Below are 17,498 nucleotides of genomic sequence, written 5' to 3' on the forward strand. Positions count from 1 at the left end.
TGAAGGCAATGTCTAGGGCAGACGCCGAGCCTCGTCGTCGTAGCCTGTCTTCGCGCAGGCCTGAGAACGTGCGCTGGACCACAGACCGCAGGGCCCGTGCCGCAGAGACTGCGTCATGCGTGCTCTGCTTCTTTTTCTGTCTGTCGGTCCCTTCTTTCTTCAGGCCTGTGGCAGCACCCGCGCCCCTGCGCTGAGTGCTGCGGGCCAGCCCGCGCTGCTGATGCCGGTCATCTGGGCCGGCGCGCCGGCTGGGGCCCGGCCAGGTGGTGCCATGCCTGCGGCCACATCCGGGCGGATCGACAGGCCCTGGTGGTCCGCCTTCGACGACCCCCTGCTCAGCGCCTTGATTGCAGACGCCCTGGCCGCCAACACCAGCATCCACGGCGCGCGTGCCGCCGTGCTGCAGGCGCAGGCTCAGCGGGACCTGGCGGCCGCGGCGCTCTGGCCGCAGCTGGACGCTTCCGCTTCGGCGCAGCGTGGCCGGGCCGGGGGCGCTAGCACCGGCCAGCGCCTGCAACTGGGCCTGGACGGGCGCTGGCAGCCCGATGTCTTCGGCGCCACGCGCAGCGCGGTGCAGGCCGCGGACGCAACGGCCCTGGCCAGTGCGGCCAGCTTGGGCGCTGTGCAGCTGCAGCTGAGCACCGAAGTGGGCTTGAACTATGTGCTGCTGCGCGCCGCTCAGGCGCGCTTGCGCATCGCTGAAGACAACCTCGCCAACCAGCGGGAGACGTTGGAGATCACCGATTGGCGCGAGCAGGCCGGCTTGGTCAGCAGCCAGGAGGCCGCGCAGGCGCGCGCGGCGGCGGCGCAGACCTCCGCGCTGCTGCCGAGTTTGCGCACCAGCATCGCCCGCGCCAGCCATGCCTTGGCCGTGCTCAGCGGCCGGCCGCCGGCCGAGCTGCTTCAAACCTTGGCCCCCGCCGGGGCCCTGCCACAGCTGAGCCCAGCGGCCCAAGCCGGCGCGCTGAACGCTCGCATCCCCGCCGAGACCCTGCGCCAGCGCGCCGATGTGCGCGCGGCCGAGCACCGCATCGCCGCCGCCCTGGCGCAGCTGGACCGGGCCGAGGCGCTGCAGCGCTGGCCGAGTTTTTCAATCAGCGGATCTTTGGGCCTGAGTGCCGCCAGCCTCAGCGGTCTGGGCCGCAGCAGCGCCATGCTCAGCAGTCTGTTGGCAGGCATCGCCCTGCCGGTCTTGGACGGCGGCGCGGCGCGCGCGGAAGTCAGCCTGCAGCAGGCCGGCTTGCTGCAGGCGCAGCAGCAGTACCGGGCGGCCGTGCTCTTGGCGCTGCAGGAGGTGGATGACGCGCTGGTCGCCTTGCACGGCGACCGGCAGCGCGTGGCCAGCCTGCAGCAGGCCAGCGCGGCGGCCGTGCAGGCGGCGAACCTGGCCCAGCAGCGCTACCGCAGCGGCTTGGTGGACTTCCAGGCCGTGCTGGAAACCCAGCGCAGCCAGCTGGCCAGCCAGGACGGCCTGGCCAGTGCGGGCGCGGATGTCAGCGCCGACCAGCTGCGCCTGATCCGGGCCCTGGGCGGCGGCTGGCGCGAGCCGCTGGCAGGCCAGCAGCCATGAGTGACAGCCCGAGCCCGGCAGCCGTGCCGCCCAATCCCAGTTCCGGAGAGGCTGCCGACCTGAGCGAGCTGCTGGCCGAGCCAGCCGCGCGCGTCTGGTACCGACGGCCGCTGTTCTGGGGCACGGGCCTGCTGCTGGCGCTGCTGGCCCTCGGTCTGTGGTGGTGGCTGGCCAGCCGAGCTGCTCAGGCCGAGCCGGTCTATGTGACCCAGCTGGCGGCGCGCGGTGACCTGAGTCTCACGGTCAGCTCCAATGGCAGCTTGCAGCCGACACGGGCCATCAATATCGGCAGCGAGCTCTCGGGCACGGTGCTGCGGGTGCTGGTGGATGTGAACGACAGTGTCAAGAAAGGCCAGGTCCTGGTCGAGCTGGACACGGCCAAGCTGCGCGGCCAGATCCAGCGTTCGCAAGCGGCCTTGCAGGCGGCGGCCGCGCGCCTGGACCAGGTGGCGGCCACGCAAGACCAGGCCACGGCCACGCTGGCGCGGCTGGAGGAGGTCGCGCGCCTGTCCGGCGGCAAGGTGCCGGCCAAGACCGAGCTGGACGCCGCCCGCGCCTCTGGGTCTATGTGGACGAAGCCGATGTCGGCGCGGTGCAGCTCGGGCAGGCGGCCAGCTTCACCGTCAGCGCCTACCCGGCGCGCAAGTTCCCGGCCCTCATCACCCGGGTCGGCTTCGGCTCCACCATCACCGACAACGTGGTCACCTACCTGAGCTACCTCGATGTCGACAACCGCGAGCTCAGCCTGCGCCCGGGCATGACGGCCAGCGCCACCATCACCGCCACGCAACGCCGCGATGTGCTGCTGGTGCCCAATGCGGCCCTGCGTTTCACGCCCAGCGCGGCCGGCGATGCGGCGGCGAGCGGCAAGAGCGTCGTCAGCCGATTGCTGCCCAGCATGCCGCGCGGCGGCACGCGCCGGCAGGCGGCGGCCGGTGCCAGCACGGCCACGGCACGCCAGGTCTGGGTGCTGCCCGGCGCCGCCGAACCCGGGCAGCAAGGGAAGGAGGGCAGGGGCGTGCCGCAGGCCGTGGCGGTGCTGCCCGGCATCAGCGATGGCCGCATGACCGAGATCATCGGCGGCGAGCTCAAGGCCGGCATGCGTGTCATCACCGACCAGAAGAAATCCAGCCAGGCCGGCCCATGACGGCCGCCCCCGCCCGGCCCTCAGTTCCCCTGATCCAGCTGCAGGGCATCAGCCGGCGCTACGGCAGCGGGGCCAGCGAACTGCTGGCGCTCAAGGGCATCGATCTGCGCATCGAGGCCGGCGAGTTCGTCGCCATCATGGGCCCCAGCGGCTCCGGCAAGTCCACGGCCATGAACATCCTCGGCTGCCTGGACACACCCAGCGCCGGCCAGTACCTGTTCCGCGGGGCCCATGTCGAGGCGCTCAGCCGCGACCAGCGTGCGCGCTTGCGGCGGCGCTATCTTGGCTTTGTCTTCCAAGGCTTCAATCTGCTGGCGCGCACCTCGGCGCTGGAGAACGTCGAGCTGCCCTTGCTTTACCGCGGCGACGCGGCAGCCGCACGGCGCACGGCGGCCCTGCGGGCGCTGCAGTCGGTGGGCCTGGGCGGCTGGGAGCGCCACACGCCGGCCGAGCTTTCGGGCGGCCAGCAGCAGCGCGTGGCGATCGCGCGCGCCATCGTCACCGAGCCGGCCGTGCTGCTGGCCGATGAGCCGACCGGCAACCTCGACAGCCAGCGCAGCCACGAGATCATGGCCTTGCTGCTGGCCTTGAACCGTGACCAAGGCATCACCGTGCTGATGGTCACGCACGAGCCCGATATGGCGGCCTATGCGCGGCGCATGGTGCAGTTTCTCGACGGCCGCATTGCCGCTGATGCGGCCAACCTCACGCCCACCGTGGCGCCGCCAGCCAAAACCGAAGCCGAGGCCGCCTGATGCTGCTCAGCGTGCTCCTGTTGGCGCTGCGCTCGGTGCGGCGCAATCTGCTGCGTTCCTTTCTGACCATTCTGGGCATCGTCATCGGCGTCAGCGCCGTCATCACCATGGTGACCCTGGGCAACGGCGCCACCCAGGCCATCGAGGCCCAGATCACCAGCCTGGGCAGCAATCTGCTCATGCTGAGCCCGGGTCAACGGATTGGTGGAGGAGGAGGCGGAGGAGGGGGGGAGCAGCGCGCGCGGCGGCGTGCCCCAGTTCAGCGAGGCCGATGCGGCGGCGATTGAAGCGCAGATTGGCGGCGTGGCGGCGGTGGCGCCGCAGAGCCGCGCCTCGGTCACCCTGGTGGCGAACGGCCGCAACTCGGCCAGCAATGCCACCGGCAGCAGCAACAGCTGGTTCGACACCGGCAACTGGCGGCTGGCCAGCGGCCGGCGCTTTGAAGAGGACGAGCAGCTGGCCGGCGCGGCCGTCTGCATCATCGGCGAGACGGTGCGGCGCGAGCTGTTCGGCGGCACCGTGGGCCAGACCGGCCTGGGTCAAGCGCTGCGGGTCCGGCAGTTCAGCTGCGAGGTGGTCGGCATCCTGGTCGCCAAGGGCCAGGGCGGCATGGGCGACCAGGACGATCTGGTGCTACTGCCCCTGCACACCTTGCAGCGCCGTGTCACCGGCAGCCGCAAGGTCAGCAATCTGCTGGTGGCCATGGAGGAGGGCAGCGACAGCGGGCCGCTGAAAGCCAGCCTGCGCCAGCTGATGCGCGAGCGCCGCCAACTGGCCGACAGCGAGGATGACAACTTCAATATCTTCGACACCCAGCAGCTGGCGGACACCTTGTCCAGCACCATGGGCGTGCTGACCCGCCTGCTCGGTGCGGTGGCGGCGGTCAGCCTGCTGGTGGGCGGCATCGGCATCATGAACATCATGCTGGTCAGCGTCACCGAGCGCACACGCGAGATCGGCCTGCGCCTGGCCGTCGGCGCGCTCGAGCGCGAAGTGCTGCTGCAGTTCTTGATCGAGGCGGTGGTGCTCTCGGCCTTGGGCGGCCTGGTCGGTGTGCTGATCGCCACCGGGGCGTCTTACGGCCTCGCGCGGTTGATGGCCGTGCCCTACCAGTTCGACCCCGCCATCAACCTGCTGGCCCTGCTGTTCTCGGCCGGCATCGGCGTGCTCTTCGGCTACTTCCCGGCCCGGCGCGCCGCGCGCATGGATCCGATCGAGGCTTTGCGGCATGAGTGAGGGGCGTGGGGGGTGAACAGGTGAATGGGTGAATGGGTGAATCGTGAATCGTGAATCGTGAATCGAAAGTGGATGTTTGTTCACTTGTTCACCCGTTCACCTGTTCACCTGTTCACCACTCACCACTCACCACTCACCACTCACCATTCACCATTCATCATTCACCATTCACCATTCACCATTCACCTCCCCAAGCCCCGGCTTTTCCGGGTTTCACTGCCAGCCACAAGCGACTAGGCTCTGCGGCATCTGAGTCGCGGCAATCCGTGGAGGCCTGGATGGCATTTGCACATGAGCTGGTCTTGTTTCCTCTGGAACGCGAGGTGCAAGCCGCGGCCCAGCAGCTGAGCGAAAGCTCGGACTGGAACTCGCGGCTGGAAGTGGCCTGGGGCTTGCGCCAGCTCAACAGCCCGCGCGCGCAAAGCCTGGCCAGCGCCTTGCTGAAGGAACTCGGCGAGGCTGAGGAGCAGACTGCCTTCATGGACCCGGCCGCCCTGGCCGCCATGCGCGGGCGCCTTCATCTGGTGCAGGCCGAGGTGGCGGCGCTGATGCTGCGCCTCGATGACGCCCAGCAGCACATGGCCAAGGCCCAGGCCGAGTTCGACGCCTTTCCCAACCCGGTGGCCCAAGCCGATGTGCAAGGCCTGCAGGCCGCCGTCCATGCCGACCGTGGTGACGTCGACCTTCAGCGCGATGCCTTGCAAAACGCCATGGACTGGGCCGACCAGGCCCGGGACGCCGAGCGCCAGCTCTACTACCGCGCCAATCTTGCGCGCGCAGATCTGTTCCGCGACTTCGAGCTGGCCCGGGCCGCCTGGTCCGAGCAGCTGCCGCTCAGCGGCGAGGGCTTGTCCGCCATGTGCACGGCGGCGCTGGACGACTACCGCGCGCTCGAACATGGCCTGGCCTCCGACTATGTCGAGGCCGGCCGTTTCCTCGAGCTCAGCTACGAGGCCAGCCTGGAGTCCGGCCAGGTGCGGCGGGCCATCTCGGCCGCCTCCAATCTGGGTTATAGCTACACCAGCATTTCCGACTACGAGACCGCCCTGGTCTGGCTGAAAAAAGGCCTGGCGGTGGCGCGGCGCGTGCGCTGGCCGGGCGCCATCGGCCTGTGCCTGGCGCAGACCGGCGAGGCCTTGCGCCGCGTCGGCCAGACCGAATCGGCGCGCGAGCTGCTGCGCGAATGCCTGCAGACCTTGGTCCAACACCCGCACAGCCGCACCGCCATGATGGCGCTGGACTATCTCGGTCAGGCCGAGCTGGACCATGGCCATTACGCAGAGGCGCTCAAGCATTTCGAGCTGCTCGGCGAACGCGAGAGCCATGCCCACTCGTCCGACATGCGCACCGGTGTCGTGCTCGGCCGGGCCCGCGCTTTGATGCATCTGGGTCGCCTCGACGAAGCGCGCACGGTGGCGCTGGAGGCGGTGGCGGTGATCACGGCGCAGCAGCAGCGCTCCGATCTGGTCGAGCTGCGCGCCATCCTGGCCGAGATCGAGCGGCGCAGCGGCGCCGCGCCGGCCGTCGTGCTCGACGGGCTGAAGCTGGCCCTGGAGCAAGCCCAGGCCCTGGACGGCTACCAGCCCAAGCCCGAGCTGCTCGACGCCGCCGCCGAGGCCTTCGATCGCGCTGGCCAGCCGCAGGAAGCCTATGCCATGGCCCGGCGTGCCGCCGCCGCCCGCCAAGCGAGCTGGGCCACGGCGTCCAAGCACGCTCGCCAGCAGGTCGAGGTGGCGCGCAACGAGCGCCAACATGCGCGCCAACTGGCCCAGGCCAAGGAAGAGCGCCTGAGCAAATTGCAAGCGGCCCATGAGCTGCTGCAGCAGCTGGTGGTGCTGAGCCGCGAGATCGCGCGCCAGCGCAGCCCCGGCCTGATCTTCACCGTGCTCGGCCGCGAGCTGCGTTCGGTGCTGGGCGCCGATCTGCTGGCCGTCTACCGTCGCGATGCCAGCGGCCAGACCCTGGTGATGGGCGAGTCGTCCAAGGGCGAGCACGAGGACCTGGCCTTCAAAATCGCGGTTAGCGAGGCCGACAACCCAGTGGCCGCGTGCAGCCGCGATTGGACCGAGCGCCAGTTGCCCCTGGGTGATTCGGGCCGCAGCCGGGTGTTCGCGCCCATGGTCGGGGACGACGCCAACCCGGCCGTGCTGGTGCTGGAGCTGGCCGCCGGCCAGGCCTGGGGTGCGCGTGAGCAGGGCATCCTGCGCCATCTGAGCACCGACGCGGCTCTGGCCGTCAAGCGGGCCGTGGCCTGAGGCTCAGTTTCATGCTGAAAGCGGTGGGGTCTCGCTCTCGCTCTCGTTCTCGATTTCGGGCCAGCCGAAAAAGCATGCCACCCGCTGCTGCTGAGCCCAGGTGTCGGCCTCGCCCAAGGCCATCAGTTCCTCGGTGAAGGGTGCCTCGAACAGCAGGTAGCTGGCCAGGGCTGCGCCCTGCGGCTTGGGGCTGTCCGGCGCGGCCTGACCGACACCGGCGCCACGCAGCAAGGTGCGCACGGCGCGCGGCAGGCTGTCCAGATGGCGGGCGGCGATGTCATCCAGGCGCTGTGAGGGCGCGATCACCAGCGCATCGAGCGGCCGCAGCGGTGTCTCGGCCAGGGCTGCGGGCGGCAGCAGGGCCAGGGTGCGGTTGATGCGTTCCATGCGCTCGATGTCGACCGCCAGCGCGTCGAGAAAAATGCCGGAGAGCGCATGGCCGGCCACCTGGGCCAGGCTGGGGTAGACCGAGCTGAAGCGGCGTTCGGCCGCCGGCTCATGCATGCGACCGGCGCCGATGATGAGCAAGCGGCGCGCGCCCAGATGGATGGCGGGCGAGAGCGGCGCGGTCTGGCGCATCGAGCCGTCGCCGTACCAGGCGCCTTGGCCATCATGGTGCAGGCGCGTGGCCGGAAAGATGAAGGGGATGGCCGAGGAGGCCAGCAGGTGCTCCTGCGTCAGCATGGTCGGCACGGCCAGGCGGCTGGAACGCAACCAGGGCGCGATCGGCCGGGCCGACTGGTAGAAGCTGACATGCTCGCCGCTGCTGTAGCTGGAGGCGGTCACCGCCAGGGCTTGCAGATGGCCGCGCGCCAGCATGCTGGGCAGGCGGCTCATGGGCACCAGGCGGCTGAGCAGGCCGCCCAGCGGCGTGTTGTCCAGCAGCGAGCGCGGGCGAAAGCGCGCCAGCGCCCAGCCCAGAGACATCATGCTCAGCCAGCGCGCGCCGCTGCGCGCCACGCCCAGCGCATCGCTGCGGTAGACCTGCTCGGCGCGGAACTGCGACCAGACCTCGGCCAGCTGGTCGACACCGGCGTCGTAGTGGTCGGCATGGCAGGCCAGGGCGGCGCCGTTGATGGCCCCGGCCGAAGTGCCGACGATGACGCCGAAGGGACAGTCGCGCTCGCTGCGGCCGCCCAGGTGCTGGCGGCGCATGGCGGTGATGGCCTTGAGCACGCCCACCTGGTAGGCCGCCCGCGCGCCGCCGCCGCTGAGGACCAGGGCGGTGGTGGCGGGCGGGTTCATCGCGTGGCCTCAATGCGGATGTTGGCTCAGAACAGCTCGATGCGCGGGCCGCTGGCGCCGGCCATCTCCAGCTGCAGGCCCGGGGCCGGGCCAGCGCCCTCGTTGGGCGCGGCGCTGCGGGCGCTGCCGCTCTCCGGCACGCTGCGACCCAGGGCCATGGCATGGGCCACACGCTGCGAGTGCATCACGTAGTTCGAGGTCCAGAGCTGCAGCAATTCTTCCAGCAGCACCGGCGGCGGCGGGGCCTGGCCGTCGATCAGCTGGTAGAGCTGGGAGAAATGGTTGGACAGGCTGCCCAGCGCTTCGTTGATTTGCTCCAGCAGCTGGCGGTTGATGTCCTGGAATTGCATGTCACCGAGCGTGTCGATGATGTCGGCGCTGACCCGGTCCACCCCGGCATTGACCTCGTGCGAGAGATCGCTCAAGTACGGTACGACCTCGCCCAGGGTGGCGCTCATGTTCTGGATGTGCAGGGCGATTTCGTTGAGCTGGGCGGCGGCGCTGTCTCCGGCGTGGATTTGCAGGGACTGGGCTTCCTGGTCGATGCCGGCTGCCACCTGGGCAATGCCCTCGGCCACCTGGCGGGCCGCGTCGGCGGTCTGTGCCGACAGGCGCCGCACCTCGGCGGCCACCACCTTGAAGCCGGCGCCTTCCGGGCCGGCTCGGGCGGCTTCGATGGCGGCATTGATGGCCAGCAGATTGGTCTGGCGTGAAATCTCCGAGATCAGGCTGGCCAGCGGTGTGAGCTGGCGCACCTGTTGGGCGCTGCTGCGCACGCGTTCCAACAGCTGGTGGCGGGCTTCTTCGAAGCGTTGCTGATGTTCCGCCAACTCGCTCACCGCCGAGGCGTGTTGCGAGCTCTGGGACAGCGAGTCGGCCGAGAGCTGCTCGGAATGCTGGACCGCATCGACCAGCCGGGTGTGCAGGGCTTGCGAGTTCTCATGCACCCGGCCCATGCGCTGACCCATGGACATGACCGCGGTTTCCGAGGTCTGGATCGTGGTGCTGACCTGTTGCTTGAGCACGGCAAAAGCCTGTTGCAAGGTGCTGATGTCCTGGGCCACCACGTCGGCGGGCAGACGCCCTTGCGGGCCGATCTGCTGCAGCCAGGGCCGCGCGGCCCAGCCCAGGCTGAGTCCGCCCAAGAACCAGAACAGCTGGCCATAGCTGAGCCAGTCGGGTGCAACCGCGGGCAGCAAGGCCATCAGCAGCAAGGCAGCCATCGCTGCACGGCGCAGGTTCAGGCGGCGATCGGCCTTCTGCTGGACCGGGCCGGTCGAGGCGGCGGCGTCGCCTTCAGCGCTGGCTGCAGCATCGGGCGAGGGTGGGGAGATCCTGGAGAACTTCATGATCTGGGACCTCACTCATGCGCCAGGCAGAACCTGACGGATCACGGACAGCAGCTCGGCCCCGCCGACCGGCTTGACCAGCCAACCGGTGGCGCCGTTCTTCTTGGCGTCTTCGCGCTTGCCTTGCTGGCTCTCGGTGGTCAGCGCCAGGATGGGGATGAAGCGCAGCAGCTTGCGGGCCTCGCGGATCAGGGCGATGCCGTCCATGCGCGGCATGTTGATGTCGGTGATGATCAGATCGGGCTTCAGGCCTTGCTGCAGGCGGCTCAGGGCCAGCTCGCCATCGCTGGCCGTGTCCACCTTGAAGCCGCTGATCTCCAGCGTGCCTTTGAGACTCATCAGCATGGTGGCGGAGTCGTCGACGAGAAAAATATGTTTCATGGCGGGCTCCTCGGTGAGCGGTTCGGTGCAGTTCAAGCTGGGGCCGGGCGCTGCGCGTCTCAGCGCGGCAGGCTCAGCAGCAGATGGGCCAGGCGTTCGTCGCCGGGCGGGTGTTTCAGGCGTGGGCGCAGGGCCAGCAGCACCTGCAGCACGGCGGCGTGCAGGCCCTCGCAGCGCTTCAGGTCGACCATGGGGCGGGTTTGCTCGCCCAGCCAACTGGCCAGGGCCTCGGCGTCTTCGACGCTGATCTGGCCGTCCAGGGCTGCGTGTTGTTTCAGGTATCGGATGGCCATCACAGCAGCTCCTTGGGGTTGATGATCATCAGCACGCTGCCGTCACCCATCAGCGCGGTGCCGGCGAAGGCGGTCAGGCCTGCCAGCACGCCGTCCAGGGGCTTGAGGATGATGTCGCTGGTGCCGTGGAACTCATCGACGATCAGGCCGATCGGTTCCTGGCCCAGGCGCACCAGCAGCACGGCGTGCTCGCCCTCGCTGTTCAGGCTCGGCGGGCAGGGCATGTCGAGCAAGCTGTTGAGCGTGCGCAGCGGCACGACGCGGCCGCGCAGCACGGCGGTCTGGGCGCTCTTGAAGTGGTGGATGTCTTCGGCCGGCACGCGCACGGTCTCGATGATCAGGTCCATGGGCACGCCGAAACGGATGCCGGCGGTCTCGATCATCATCACATTGGTCACCGCCATCGACAGCGGCAGCGACAGGCGGATGCGTGTGCCCTGGCCGCGCTCGCTGCTCAGGCTGACGACGCCGTTGACCCGCTCGACGGCCGAGCGCACCACGTCCATGCCGACGCCGCGGCCGGACAGGTCGGAGATGGCGTCCGCCGTGGAAAAGCCTGGCAGAAAGATCAGCTGCACCGCCTCTTGCTCGCTGAGCAGCTCGGCGCGCTCGGCCGGGATCAGACCGCGCTCGACCGCCTTGGCGCGCACCCGCTCGGTGGCCACGCCGGCGCCGTCGTCGCTGATGTCCAGCAGCACGCGGTCGCCCTCCTGGCGGGCGCTGACGCGCAGCGTGCCCATGGCCGGCTTGCCCGCAGCCAGGCGCTGGGCCGGGCTTTCGATGCCGTGGTCCAGGCTGTTGCGCAGGATGTGGATCAGCGGGTCGGCCAGCGACTCGATGACGTTCTTGTCGGCTTCGGTGTCCTCGCCCTCGATCACCAGGCGCACCTCCTTGCCCAGGCGCTTGCTGGTGTCGCGCACCAGGCGGCCGAAGCGTTGGAAGATGGTGCCCACCGGCAGCATGCGCACCTGCATGATGGCGTGCTGCATGTCCTCGGCGATGCGGTTGATGACGGCGTACTGGGTCTTGATCTCGCGGGCCAGGTCGCGCTGGCCGTAGAGGGTCTCGGCGCGCTGGGCCAGGTAGGGCAGGGCGTTCTTGGCCACCACCATCTCGCCGATCAAGCCCATCAGGCGGTCGATCTTGTCCTGGTTGACCTTGAGCACGCGTTGGCCGCGTTCGCCCCGCTCGCCATGGCCGGCGCTGCCCGCGCCGGATTCCTGGCTCGGGTCTTCGCCGCTGCTGCTGTTGCCGTTGCCGGCGCCCGCGGCCTTGGCTCCGCTGCCCGGGCGATGCTGGGCCGACCAAGCCAGCACGGCGGCTGCGTTCTCGGGTACTTGCATCAGGGCGCTCAGGCTGGCATCCAGATCGGGCACCAGGGCGCCGTCGCCGGCCGTGCCCTCGCAAGCCAGCACCTGCAGCAGGTGGGCAAAGACTTCACGGGTGGCGCGCAGGCTGGCGGCGTTGGGTGCGCCTTGCTCCAGCAGGCGACGCTGCTCGTCCCAGATCTGCAGGGCGCGGCGGGCCAGCAAGGCCTGGGTGGCTTCGAGATTGCTGGCGCTGCTGGCGCTGGTGCCGCTGTTGTTGGCGGCCGCGACTGCCGGTGCTGGCACGCTGGCGGCAGGGACCTGATAACTCTCGATCTGCTCGGGCACGTAGCGGTAATGCTCGTTCACATAGGCCGGCGGCGCATCGCAGCTGAGCAGGAAGTCCAGCCGGCATTGGTAGCAGTCGAAGTTGGCGTCCTCGGGCCAGGCGATGCCGGGTGCCAGGTCCAGGTGCCGCAGGCCCGGTGTGGCCATGGCCAGGCGCAGCGGGTCTTCGCCCTTGAAAAAGCACTCCGGCTCGGGGCGGTAGCGCAGCAGCACGCGGCCGGGGCTGCGCTGCGCCTCGGGCAAGGCGTTGATCCAGTCGGGGGCCGTGGCCGGGGTGAGCGTCGATGCTGTGGCCGCGTCGGCCGCCGCTGCTGTAGCGGCCTTGCCATCATTCAGCCGCGCGCGGATCTGCTGGGCCAGGGCCTGGCTTTGCGCCAGGCGGCTGTCGTCCAGGCGGCCGTCGCTGGCGATGCGCTCGACCAGCTCGATGGCCAGGTCCATGGCGTCCAGCAAGGCATCGGCGATCTGGCCGCTGTAGCTCAGCTGGCCGCTGCGCACGCGGTCCAGCAGGTCTTCGCCGGCATGGACCAGCAGCTCCAGCGGCTTGAAATCAAACAGGCCGCAGTTGCCCTTGAGGGTGTGGACCAGGCGGAACAGATCGTTCAGCAAGGCCGCGTCGCCGGGCGCGCGCTCGACCTGCAGCAGGCGTTCGCCGATCTGTTCCAGGCATTCGCGCGCTTCCTGCACGAATTGGTCGAGAAGTTCGGTGGTGCTCATGCCAGGACTCCTTTGGGCAGGCTCAGCGAGGAGGGCAGGGCCGCGGCGGCGCCGGCCGCTTTGACGGCGGCGGCGACATCGCCGAGCAGCAGGGCGGCGGTCAGCACCAGCTCGGGCGGCTTGGCCGGTTTGATCAGGTAGCAGTTGGCACCGGCCATGCGGGCGGCGCCGGCGTCCTGGCTTTGCGCCTCGGTGGACACCATCAGCACCGGCGCTTGCACCGCCAGGGGCAGGCGGCGCAGCTCGCGCACAAAGCCGTAGCCGTCGAGCTTGGGCATGTTGACGTCGACCACGAACAGGTCGAAGCGCTGCCCGTCGGACAGGCTGGCCACCTTCTCCAGCGCATCCATGCCGTTGACGGCTTCGGCGCATTGCCAGCCGGCATCGCCGAGCAGTTTGCGGTGGTACATGCGCACGGTGGCGGCGTCGTCGACCACGAGGATACGTGCTGCACTCATGCGGATTCTCCCTGCAGGGGTTTTTGGTAAACCATGGCGTCGGCGAAGCGCCGCACACGGTAGAGCGAAGTGATGCGGCTCATCGATTCGGAGTGGCCGAGGCAGATGAAGCCGCCCGGGCTGAGCGCATCGAACATGGCCTCGGCGGCCACCTTGCGGGACAGGTCGTCGAAATAGATCAGCAGATTGCGGCAGAAGATCAGGTCGATATTGCGGAATCGGCGCGTGTCGGCCGGGTCGCTGAGGTTGACCTGGCTGAAGTCCACTGCCGCCACCAGATCGCGCGAGATGACCCATTCCTGCTCGCGGTTCTGGGTGAAGTAGCGGTCCAGGTAGTCACGCGGCAGGTTGGCGATCGAGCGCGCCGAGTACACCCCCCGCTGCGCGGCGCTCAACACCTTGGTGTCGATGTCGGAGGACAGGATCTCGACCTCGTAGTCGTTGATATGGGCCCAGCGCTCCAGCAGGTAGATGGCGATCGAATAGGGCTCCTCGCCGGTGGAGGAAGGCACCGACCAGATGCGGATGCGATCGCCGGGCGACTTGCGCTTGATCACCTCGTTCAGCATGTCCTTGACCATGCAGTCGAACTGGTAGGCCTCGCGGAAGAAATAGGTCTCGTTGACCGTCATCGAGTTGACCAGGTGCTGCAGCTCCTCCTGGCAGTTGCGCTCGAAGCGCAGGGCCAGAAAGTAGGCCCGGAAGTCATCGGCGCCGGTGGCCTCCATGCGTTCGATCAGGCGCTTGTCGACGAAGTAGCGTTTGCTTTCCTCGAAGTGGATGCCGGTCTTGCGATAGAAGAACTCGCGGAACTTGAGGAAGTCCGCCTCGCTGATCTGGGCCCGGTTGCGGGCTTTGAGTTCGGTGTTCATGCGGCGCCTATGTGTTGCAAAGCCATGTCCACGGCGAAGCTCAGATAAGCGTCGTCGGCGAAACGGGCGCGGACTTGCTGCAGGGCCGCCACATGTTGGTGATCACCGAGCTCCACCAACAGGTCCACCGCGCTGGCCACCACATTGAGCTCCTGCTCCTGCTCCAGCACCTGCAGCAGCCATTGCGGCACCTGCTTGTGGCGCAGCTCGCCCAGCAGGTTGACGCTGAGGATGCGCACATCGGGGTCGGGGTCACGCAGCAACTGCTCCATGCAGGGCGCTGTCAGATGGGGCATGGCGGCCAGGGTCTCGATGGCGCCGTTGCGCAGCTGGGCGTCGTCACTGCGCAGCAGGGGCAGCAAGGCCTGGGCGGCGCTGGTGTTGGCCAAGGTGTTGAGGCTGGTGAACAAGGCCTCGCGCACGGCGCTGTCGCGCTCGATCAGCAGCTGGGTGCCCAGGGCCGGTGCGGCGTCGGGGTGGGCGGCCAGGTCGCGCGCGGCCCAGCGGCGCTGCTCAGCCTCGGCGGCGTTCAGCTGGGCCAGGAGCTCGGGCAGTTGCCGGCTGTGCTGGCGGGGCTGGACTGCGTGCAGCGTGGCGCCGTCGGTGACTTTTCGGAGTGCCATAGAAGTTCCTGTTGCGCCGCTCAGGACGCAGAGATCCAGTGCTGGATCTGTTGGGCAATTCCGCTGCTGGGGCGCACCACGCTGGCGCCCCCGAGGCGGATCAATTCAGCCGGCATGCCGAACACCACGGCGCTGTCGCTCGATTCGGCCACCGTGCGGCCGCCGCTCTGGCGCAGCCGGGCCATGCTGGCCGCGCCGTCGTCGCCCATGCCGGTCAGCAGCACGCCGATCAGGCGCTGGGCAGGCAGGCGGCGCATGGCGCTTTCCACCAGCACATCGACGCTGGGGTGCCAGGGATGCGAGGAAGACTCCGGCCGCGGCTGGGCCACCAGGCGGCCCAGCTGCTCGGTGACGATCATGTCGCCGCCGCCCCTGGCGATCAGCACCGTGCCCGGGGTCAGTGGCGTGGGCGCGCTGCACTCGCGCACAGGGAGGCGGCACATGGCATTCATGCGCTGGGCAAAAGATTCGGTGAAGTGCGGCGGCATGTGCTGGGCCACCAGCACGGCCCAGGGGAAGTTGGCGGGCAGCTGGGGCAGGATGTCCTCCAGCGTGCGCGGGCCGCCGGTGGACACGCCGATCAGCACCAGGCCGGGCAACTCCTCGGTCGCCACGCTGCTGGCCTGGGCTGAGGTCGGGGCCGCGGGGAAGAAGCGCGCCGGTGCCGGAGCGGCCACACGGGGGCTGCGAGCCGGGAACTCGGGCCGCGGGCTGCTGCTGCTCAGCGCCGGGCGCTGGCTGCGGTCGCGGTTCAGTCCGCTGGGGCGGCGCGGCTGGGCCTGGGCGGCGGCGCGCACCTTGCCGACCAGCTCTTCGCGCACCCGGTCCATGGACAGGGAGATGGTGCCGCCCGGCTTGTGGACGAAATCCACCGCGCCCAGGGCCAGGGCTTCCAGCGTGGCCTGGGTGCCCTGCTCGGTCAGCGAAGACACCATCACCACCGGCGTGGGTCGGGCCTGCATCAGCAGGGACAGGGCGGTCAGACCGTCCATCTCCGGCATATTGATGTCCAGGGTCACGACATCGGGCTGCCATTCGGTCAGGCGGTTGACACCTTCGACCCCGGTGCGCGCGGCGGCCACCTCGAAGCCGGCTTCGCTCAGCATCTCGGCCATCAGCCGGCGCATCAGCGCCGAGTCATCGACGATCAGTACCCGTTTCATGGTGCGGCTCGCTGGCAATGGTCTTTGGGATGGCTGCAGGCTCAGGCCGCGCGGGCCAGCACGGCTTCCTGCGCCTGGGACTGGCGGCTTTCAAAAGCCTGCTCCATGGCCAGGGCTTCGCCGGCATCGAGCAGCTGGCGCTGGTCGATCAGCATGACCAGGCGCTTGTTGTCGTCCAGCTTGGCCACCTGGGTGATCAGGCGGCCCTGCTCCACGCTCAGGGCCGGCGCAGGCGAGACGCTGTGGCGGTTGATGCGCAGCACCTCGGCCACCGAGTCGACGATGAAGCCGGTGCGCATGCCGTCGACCATGAAGACCATGATGCGTTGGCGGTCGTTGCGCTCCAGCGTGGCCATGCCCAGGCGGCTGCGCTGGTCGATCACCGGCAGCACGGTGCCACGCAGATTGATCACGCCTTCGACATAGGACGGGGTCTTGGGCACCCGGGTCAGCAGCTCGGGCACGCGCACAATCTCTTGCACGCTCATGATGGGCACGCCGAACTCTTCGGCACCGAGGCGGAAGATCACGACCTGCAGGTCTTCCTGCTGCTCCAGGCTGCTGGCTTCGGTGGGGCTGCTGTGCATGGTGGCGGTCTCCGCGTCAGCTGAATCGGTAGGGAAGGTGCCGGGGCTCAGTTGCAGGGCCGCGGCCTCTTGCACGGCGTCCAGGCCGAGCAGGGCTTGGGTGGAAATCACCGAGACCAGGCGGCGGCCTTCGTCCAGGCGGCAGATGGAGGCGAACTCCTGCATCTGCACATCGCGGGCCAGGATGCCGGGCATGGGCTCGTTCTGGCGGCGCGGCACATGGATCACTTCCTTGACGGTGTCGGTGATCAGGCCCACCAGGGCCGGTTCACCGCCCGGCGCCGCTGGCGGCAGGGCCACCACGACGATGCGGTGGTGCTCGTCGGCGGCGATGCTGCCCAGGCCGAACAGGCTGCGCAGGTCCAAGAGGGGCAGCAGGCGGCGCCGCAGCGAGATCAGGCCGCTGACATGCACGGGCGCGTTGGGCAGGCTGGTGATGTGCTCGGGCAGTTGCACGATCTCCTGCACATCGTTGATCGAGATGCCGTACTCCTGGCCGGCCACGGTGAAGCTGACCAGCAGCAAATCTTCGCCTGCGCTGCGCTCGCCTTCGGTTTGGGGGCCGGCTTCGCTCGTGAGCAGGGCGCCGGGCGTGTCTGCGCCGCAGCTCTCGCGGCTCCCACGGCTCTCTCGCGTTTCGCGGCGCAGCTCACCGGCGGCTTGCAGGCCGGCGAACTGGGCTTGCACCAGGCGCTCAAAATCCAGAATGAGCAACAGCTGGGTGCCGCCCTCGGGGCGTTCCTGCTGGATCAGTCCGCTCAGGTATTCAGTTCGGACCACGCTCTGGATCGCGTCGGCCGCCTGGATCTGCGAGGGCTCCACGTTCACGACGCTGGCCACATGGTCGACGATGAAGCCCAGGGCCTGGCCCAGGTTGATGACCAGGGCGCGGGTCGCGTCGTCGGCCTCGCGGCGCGCCGCGCCGAACAAGCTGCGCAGGTTGATGATGGGCAGGACCCGGCCGCGCAGGTTGGCCAGGCCTTCCAGGGCATGGGGTGCCAGCGGCAGCTGGGCCACCTCGGGCAGGCGGATGATTTCCTGCACCGGGCCCATGGGCACGGCGAACATCTCGCCGGCCACGCTGAAGGTGACGAACTGGCGGTCGGCGCTGCCGTCGTTGGCCGGGGCGCCGGCGTCGGCGTCGGCGGGCGTGGCCCCGCCGTCCGGGTGTTGTGGATTGAGGTTCACGGCG

Annotated in this window: 15 protein-coding genes and 1 pseudogene; 6 read left to right on the forward strand and 10 right to left on the reverse strand. The window is 69.2% G+C overall.

Going from position 1 to position 17,498, the window contains the following annotated elements:
• The first annotated feature begins 115 nt into the window (after positions 1-115).
• The 6 genes and pseudogenes from ACQY39_RS08350 (at position 116) to ACQY39_RS08375 (ending at position 6,963) form a co-directional block, all read left to right on the forward strand.
• Positions 116-1,570: an efflux transporter outer membrane subunit gene (locus ACQY39_RS08350; protein WP_428505188.1), complete on the forward strand. Its 1,455-nt coding sequence runs from the start codon at positions 116-118 to the stop codon at positions 1,568-1,570.
• A complete protein-coding gene (locus ACQY39_RS08355) occupies positions 1,567-2,283 on the forward strand; it encodes a biotin/lipoyl-binding protein (protein WP_428505191.1) in 717 nt (238 codons plus the stop codon). Before ACQY39_RS08350 ends, ACQY39_RS08355 begins: the two co-directional genes overlap by 4 nt.
• On the forward strand, positions 2,268-2,717 hold the full coding sequence (locus ACQY39_RS08360; RefSeq protein ID WP_428505193.1) for a hypothetical protein: 450 nt from the start codon (positions 2,268-2,270) through the stop codon (positions 2,715-2,717). Before ACQY39_RS08355 ends, ACQY39_RS08360 begins: the two co-directional genes overlap by 16 nt.
• The gene (locus ACQY39_RS08365) at positions 2,714-3,472 is read left to right on the forward strand and encodes an ABC transporter ATP-binding protein (protein ID WP_428505195.1); all 759 of its coding nucleotides are present in this window, start codon (positions 2,714-2,716) and stop codon (positions 3,470-3,472) included. Before ACQY39_RS08360 ends, ACQY39_RS08365 begins: the two co-directional genes overlap by 4 nt.
• A pseudogene (locus ACQY39_RS08370) lies at positions 3,472-4,708 on the forward strand (ABC transporter permease). The gene ACQY39_RS08365 and the pseudogene ACQY39_RS08370 overlap by 1 nt, the downstream one beginning before the upstream one ends.
• A 278-nt stretch (positions 4,709-4,986) precedes the next feature.
• Positions 4,987-6,963, forward strand: a complete 1,977-nt coding sequence (locus ACQY39_RS08375) for a hypothetical protein (RefSeq protein ID WP_428505197.1) — start codon at positions 4,987-4,989, stop codon at positions 6,961-6,963.
• 9 nt (positions 6,964-6,972) lie between these two features.
• On the opposite strand, the gene ACQY39_RS08380 is transcribed toward ACQY39_RS08375, so the two are convergent.
• From ACQY39_RS08380 to ACQY39_RS08425, 10 genes are read right to left on the reverse strand one after another with little or no spacing between them, the layout of a single operon-like run.
• Positions 6,973-8,208: a patatin-like phospholipase family protein gene (locus tag ACQY39_RS08380; protein ID WP_428505199.1), complete on the reverse strand. Its 1,236-nt coding sequence runs from the start codon at positions 8,206-8,208 to the stop codon at positions 6,973-6,975.
• Between the two features lie 26 nt (positions 8,209-8,234).
• Positions 8,235-9,557 (reverse strand): methyl-accepting chemotaxis protein, encoded by a 1,323-nt coding sequence (locus tag ACQY39_RS08385; protein ID WP_428505201.1) that lies wholly within the window; start codon positions 9,555-9,557, stop codon positions 8,235-8,237.
• A gap of 15 nt (positions 9,558-9,572) precedes the next feature.
• Entirely contained in the window at positions 9,573-9,938 is a 366-nt protein-coding gene (locus ACQY39_RS08390) for a response regulator (protein WP_428505203.1), read from the reverse strand.
• A gap of 59 nt (positions 9,939-9,997) precedes the next feature.
• Positions 9,998-10,231: a hypothetical protein gene (locus ACQY39_RS08395; protein ID WP_428505205.1), complete on the reverse strand. Its 234-nt coding sequence runs from the start codon at positions 10,229-10,231 to the stop codon at positions 9,998-10,000.
• Entirely contained in the window at positions 10,231-12,603 is a 2,373-nt protein-coding gene (locus tag ACQY39_RS08400; protein WP_428505207.1) for a chemotaxis protein CheW, read from the reverse strand. Before ACQY39_RS08400 ends, ACQY39_RS08395 begins: the two co-directional genes overlap by 1 nt.
• The gene (locus tag ACQY39_RS08405; protein WP_428505209.1) at positions 12,600-13,061 is read right to left on the reverse strand and encodes a response regulator; all 462 of its coding nucleotides are present in this window, start codon (positions 13,059-13,061) and stop codon (positions 12,600-12,602) included. Before ACQY39_RS08405 ends, ACQY39_RS08400 begins: the two co-directional genes overlap by 4 nt.
• Complete coding sequence (locus tag ACQY39_RS08410; RefSeq protein WP_428505211.1) at positions 13,058-13,933, reverse strand: CheR family methyltransferase; 876 nt, start codon at positions 13,931-13,933, stop codon at positions 13,058-13,060. Before ACQY39_RS08410 ends, ACQY39_RS08405 begins: the two co-directional genes overlap by 4 nt.
• The gene (locus tag ACQY39_RS08415; protein ID WP_428505213.1) at positions 13,930-14,556 is read right to left on the reverse strand and encodes a HEAT repeat domain-containing protein; all 627 of its coding nucleotides are present in this window, start codon (positions 14,554-14,556) and stop codon (positions 13,930-13,932) included. Before ACQY39_RS08415 ends, ACQY39_RS08410 begins: the two co-directional genes overlap by 4 nt.
• Positions 14,557-14,576: 20 nt before the next feature.
• Positions 14,577-15,719 (reverse strand): chemotaxis-specific protein-glutamate methyltransferase CheB, encoded by a 1,143-nt coding sequence (cheB, locus tag ACQY39_RS08420; protein ID WP_428505215.1) that lies wholly within the window; start codon positions 15,717-15,719, stop codon positions 14,577-14,579.
• A 41-nt stretch (positions 15,720-15,760) separates the two neighbouring features.
• The gene (locus ACQY39_RS08425) at positions 15,761-17,494 is read right to left on the reverse strand and encodes a chemotaxis protein CheW (protein WP_428505217.1); all 1,734 of its coding nucleotides are present in this window, start codon (positions 17,492-17,494) and stop codon (positions 15,761-15,763) included.
• Between the last annotated feature and the right edge of the window lie 4 nt (positions 17,495-17,498).

It is taken from the genome of Roseateles sp., assembly GCF_965262435.1.
In the GTDB taxonomy this organism is placed as follows: domain Bacteria; phylum Pseudomonadota; class Gammaproteobacteria; order Burkholderiales; family Burkholderiaceae_C; genus Paucibacter_A.

What these genes read in the sequence shown, in the direction of transcription:
- ACQY39_RS08380 (WP_428505199.1), bottom strand. Translation starts at nt 8,208, where the DNA reads ATGAACCCGCCCGCCACCACCGCCCTGGTCCTCAGCGGCGGCGGCGCG.
- ACQY39_RS08365 (WP_428505195.1), top strand. Translation starts at nt 2,714, where the DNA reads ATGACGGCCGCCCCCGCCCGGCCCTCAGTTCCCCTGATCCAGCTGCAG.
- cheB (WP_428505215.1), bottom strand. Translation starts at nt 15,719, where the DNA reads ATGAAACGGGTACTGATCGTCGATGACTCGGCGCTGATGCGCCGGCTG.
- ACQY39_RS08405 (WP_428505209.1), bottom strand. Translation starts at nt 13,061, where the DNA reads ATGAGTGCAGCACGTATCCTCGTGGTCGACGACGCCGCCACCGTGCGC.
- ACQY39_RS08390 (WP_428505203.1), bottom strand. Translation starts at nt 9,938, where the DNA reads ATGAAACATATTTTTCTCGTCGACGACTCCGCCACCATGCTGATGAGT.
- ACQY39_RS08355 (WP_428505191.1), top strand. Translation starts at nt 1,567, where the DNA reads ATGAGTGACAGCCCGAGCCCGGCAGCCGTGCCGCCCAATCCCAGTTCC.
- ACQY39_RS08400 (WP_428505207.1), bottom strand. Translation starts at nt 12,603, where the DNA reads ATGAGCACCACCGAACTTCTCGACCAATTCGTGCAGGAAGCGCGCGAA.
- ACQY39_RS08395 (WP_428505205.1), bottom strand. Translation starts at nt 10,231, where the DNA reads ATGGCCATCCGATACCTGAAACAACACGCAGCCCTGGACGGCCAGATC.
- ACQY39_RS08375 (WP_428505197.1), top strand. Translation starts at nt 4,987, where the DNA reads ATGGCATTTGCACATGAGCTGGTCTTGTTTCCTCTGGAACGCGAGGTG.
- ACQY39_RS08415 (WP_428505213.1), bottom strand. Translation starts at nt 14,556, where the DNA reads ATGGCACTCCGAAAAGTCACCGACGGCGCCACGCTGCACGCAGTCCAG.
- ACQY39_RS08350 (WP_428505188.1), top strand. Translation starts at nt 116, where the DNA reads ATGCGTGCTCTGCTTCTTTTTCTGTCTGTCGGTCCCTTCTTTCTTCAG.
- ACQY39_RS08410 (WP_428505211.1), bottom strand. Translation starts at nt 13,933, where the DNA reads ATGAACACCGAACTCAAAGCCCGCAACCGGGCCCAGATCAGCGAGGCG.
- ACQY39_RS08385 (WP_428505201.1), bottom strand. Translation starts at nt 9,557, where the DNA reads ATGAAGTTCTCCAGGATCTCCCCACCCTCGCCCGATGCTGCAGCCAGC.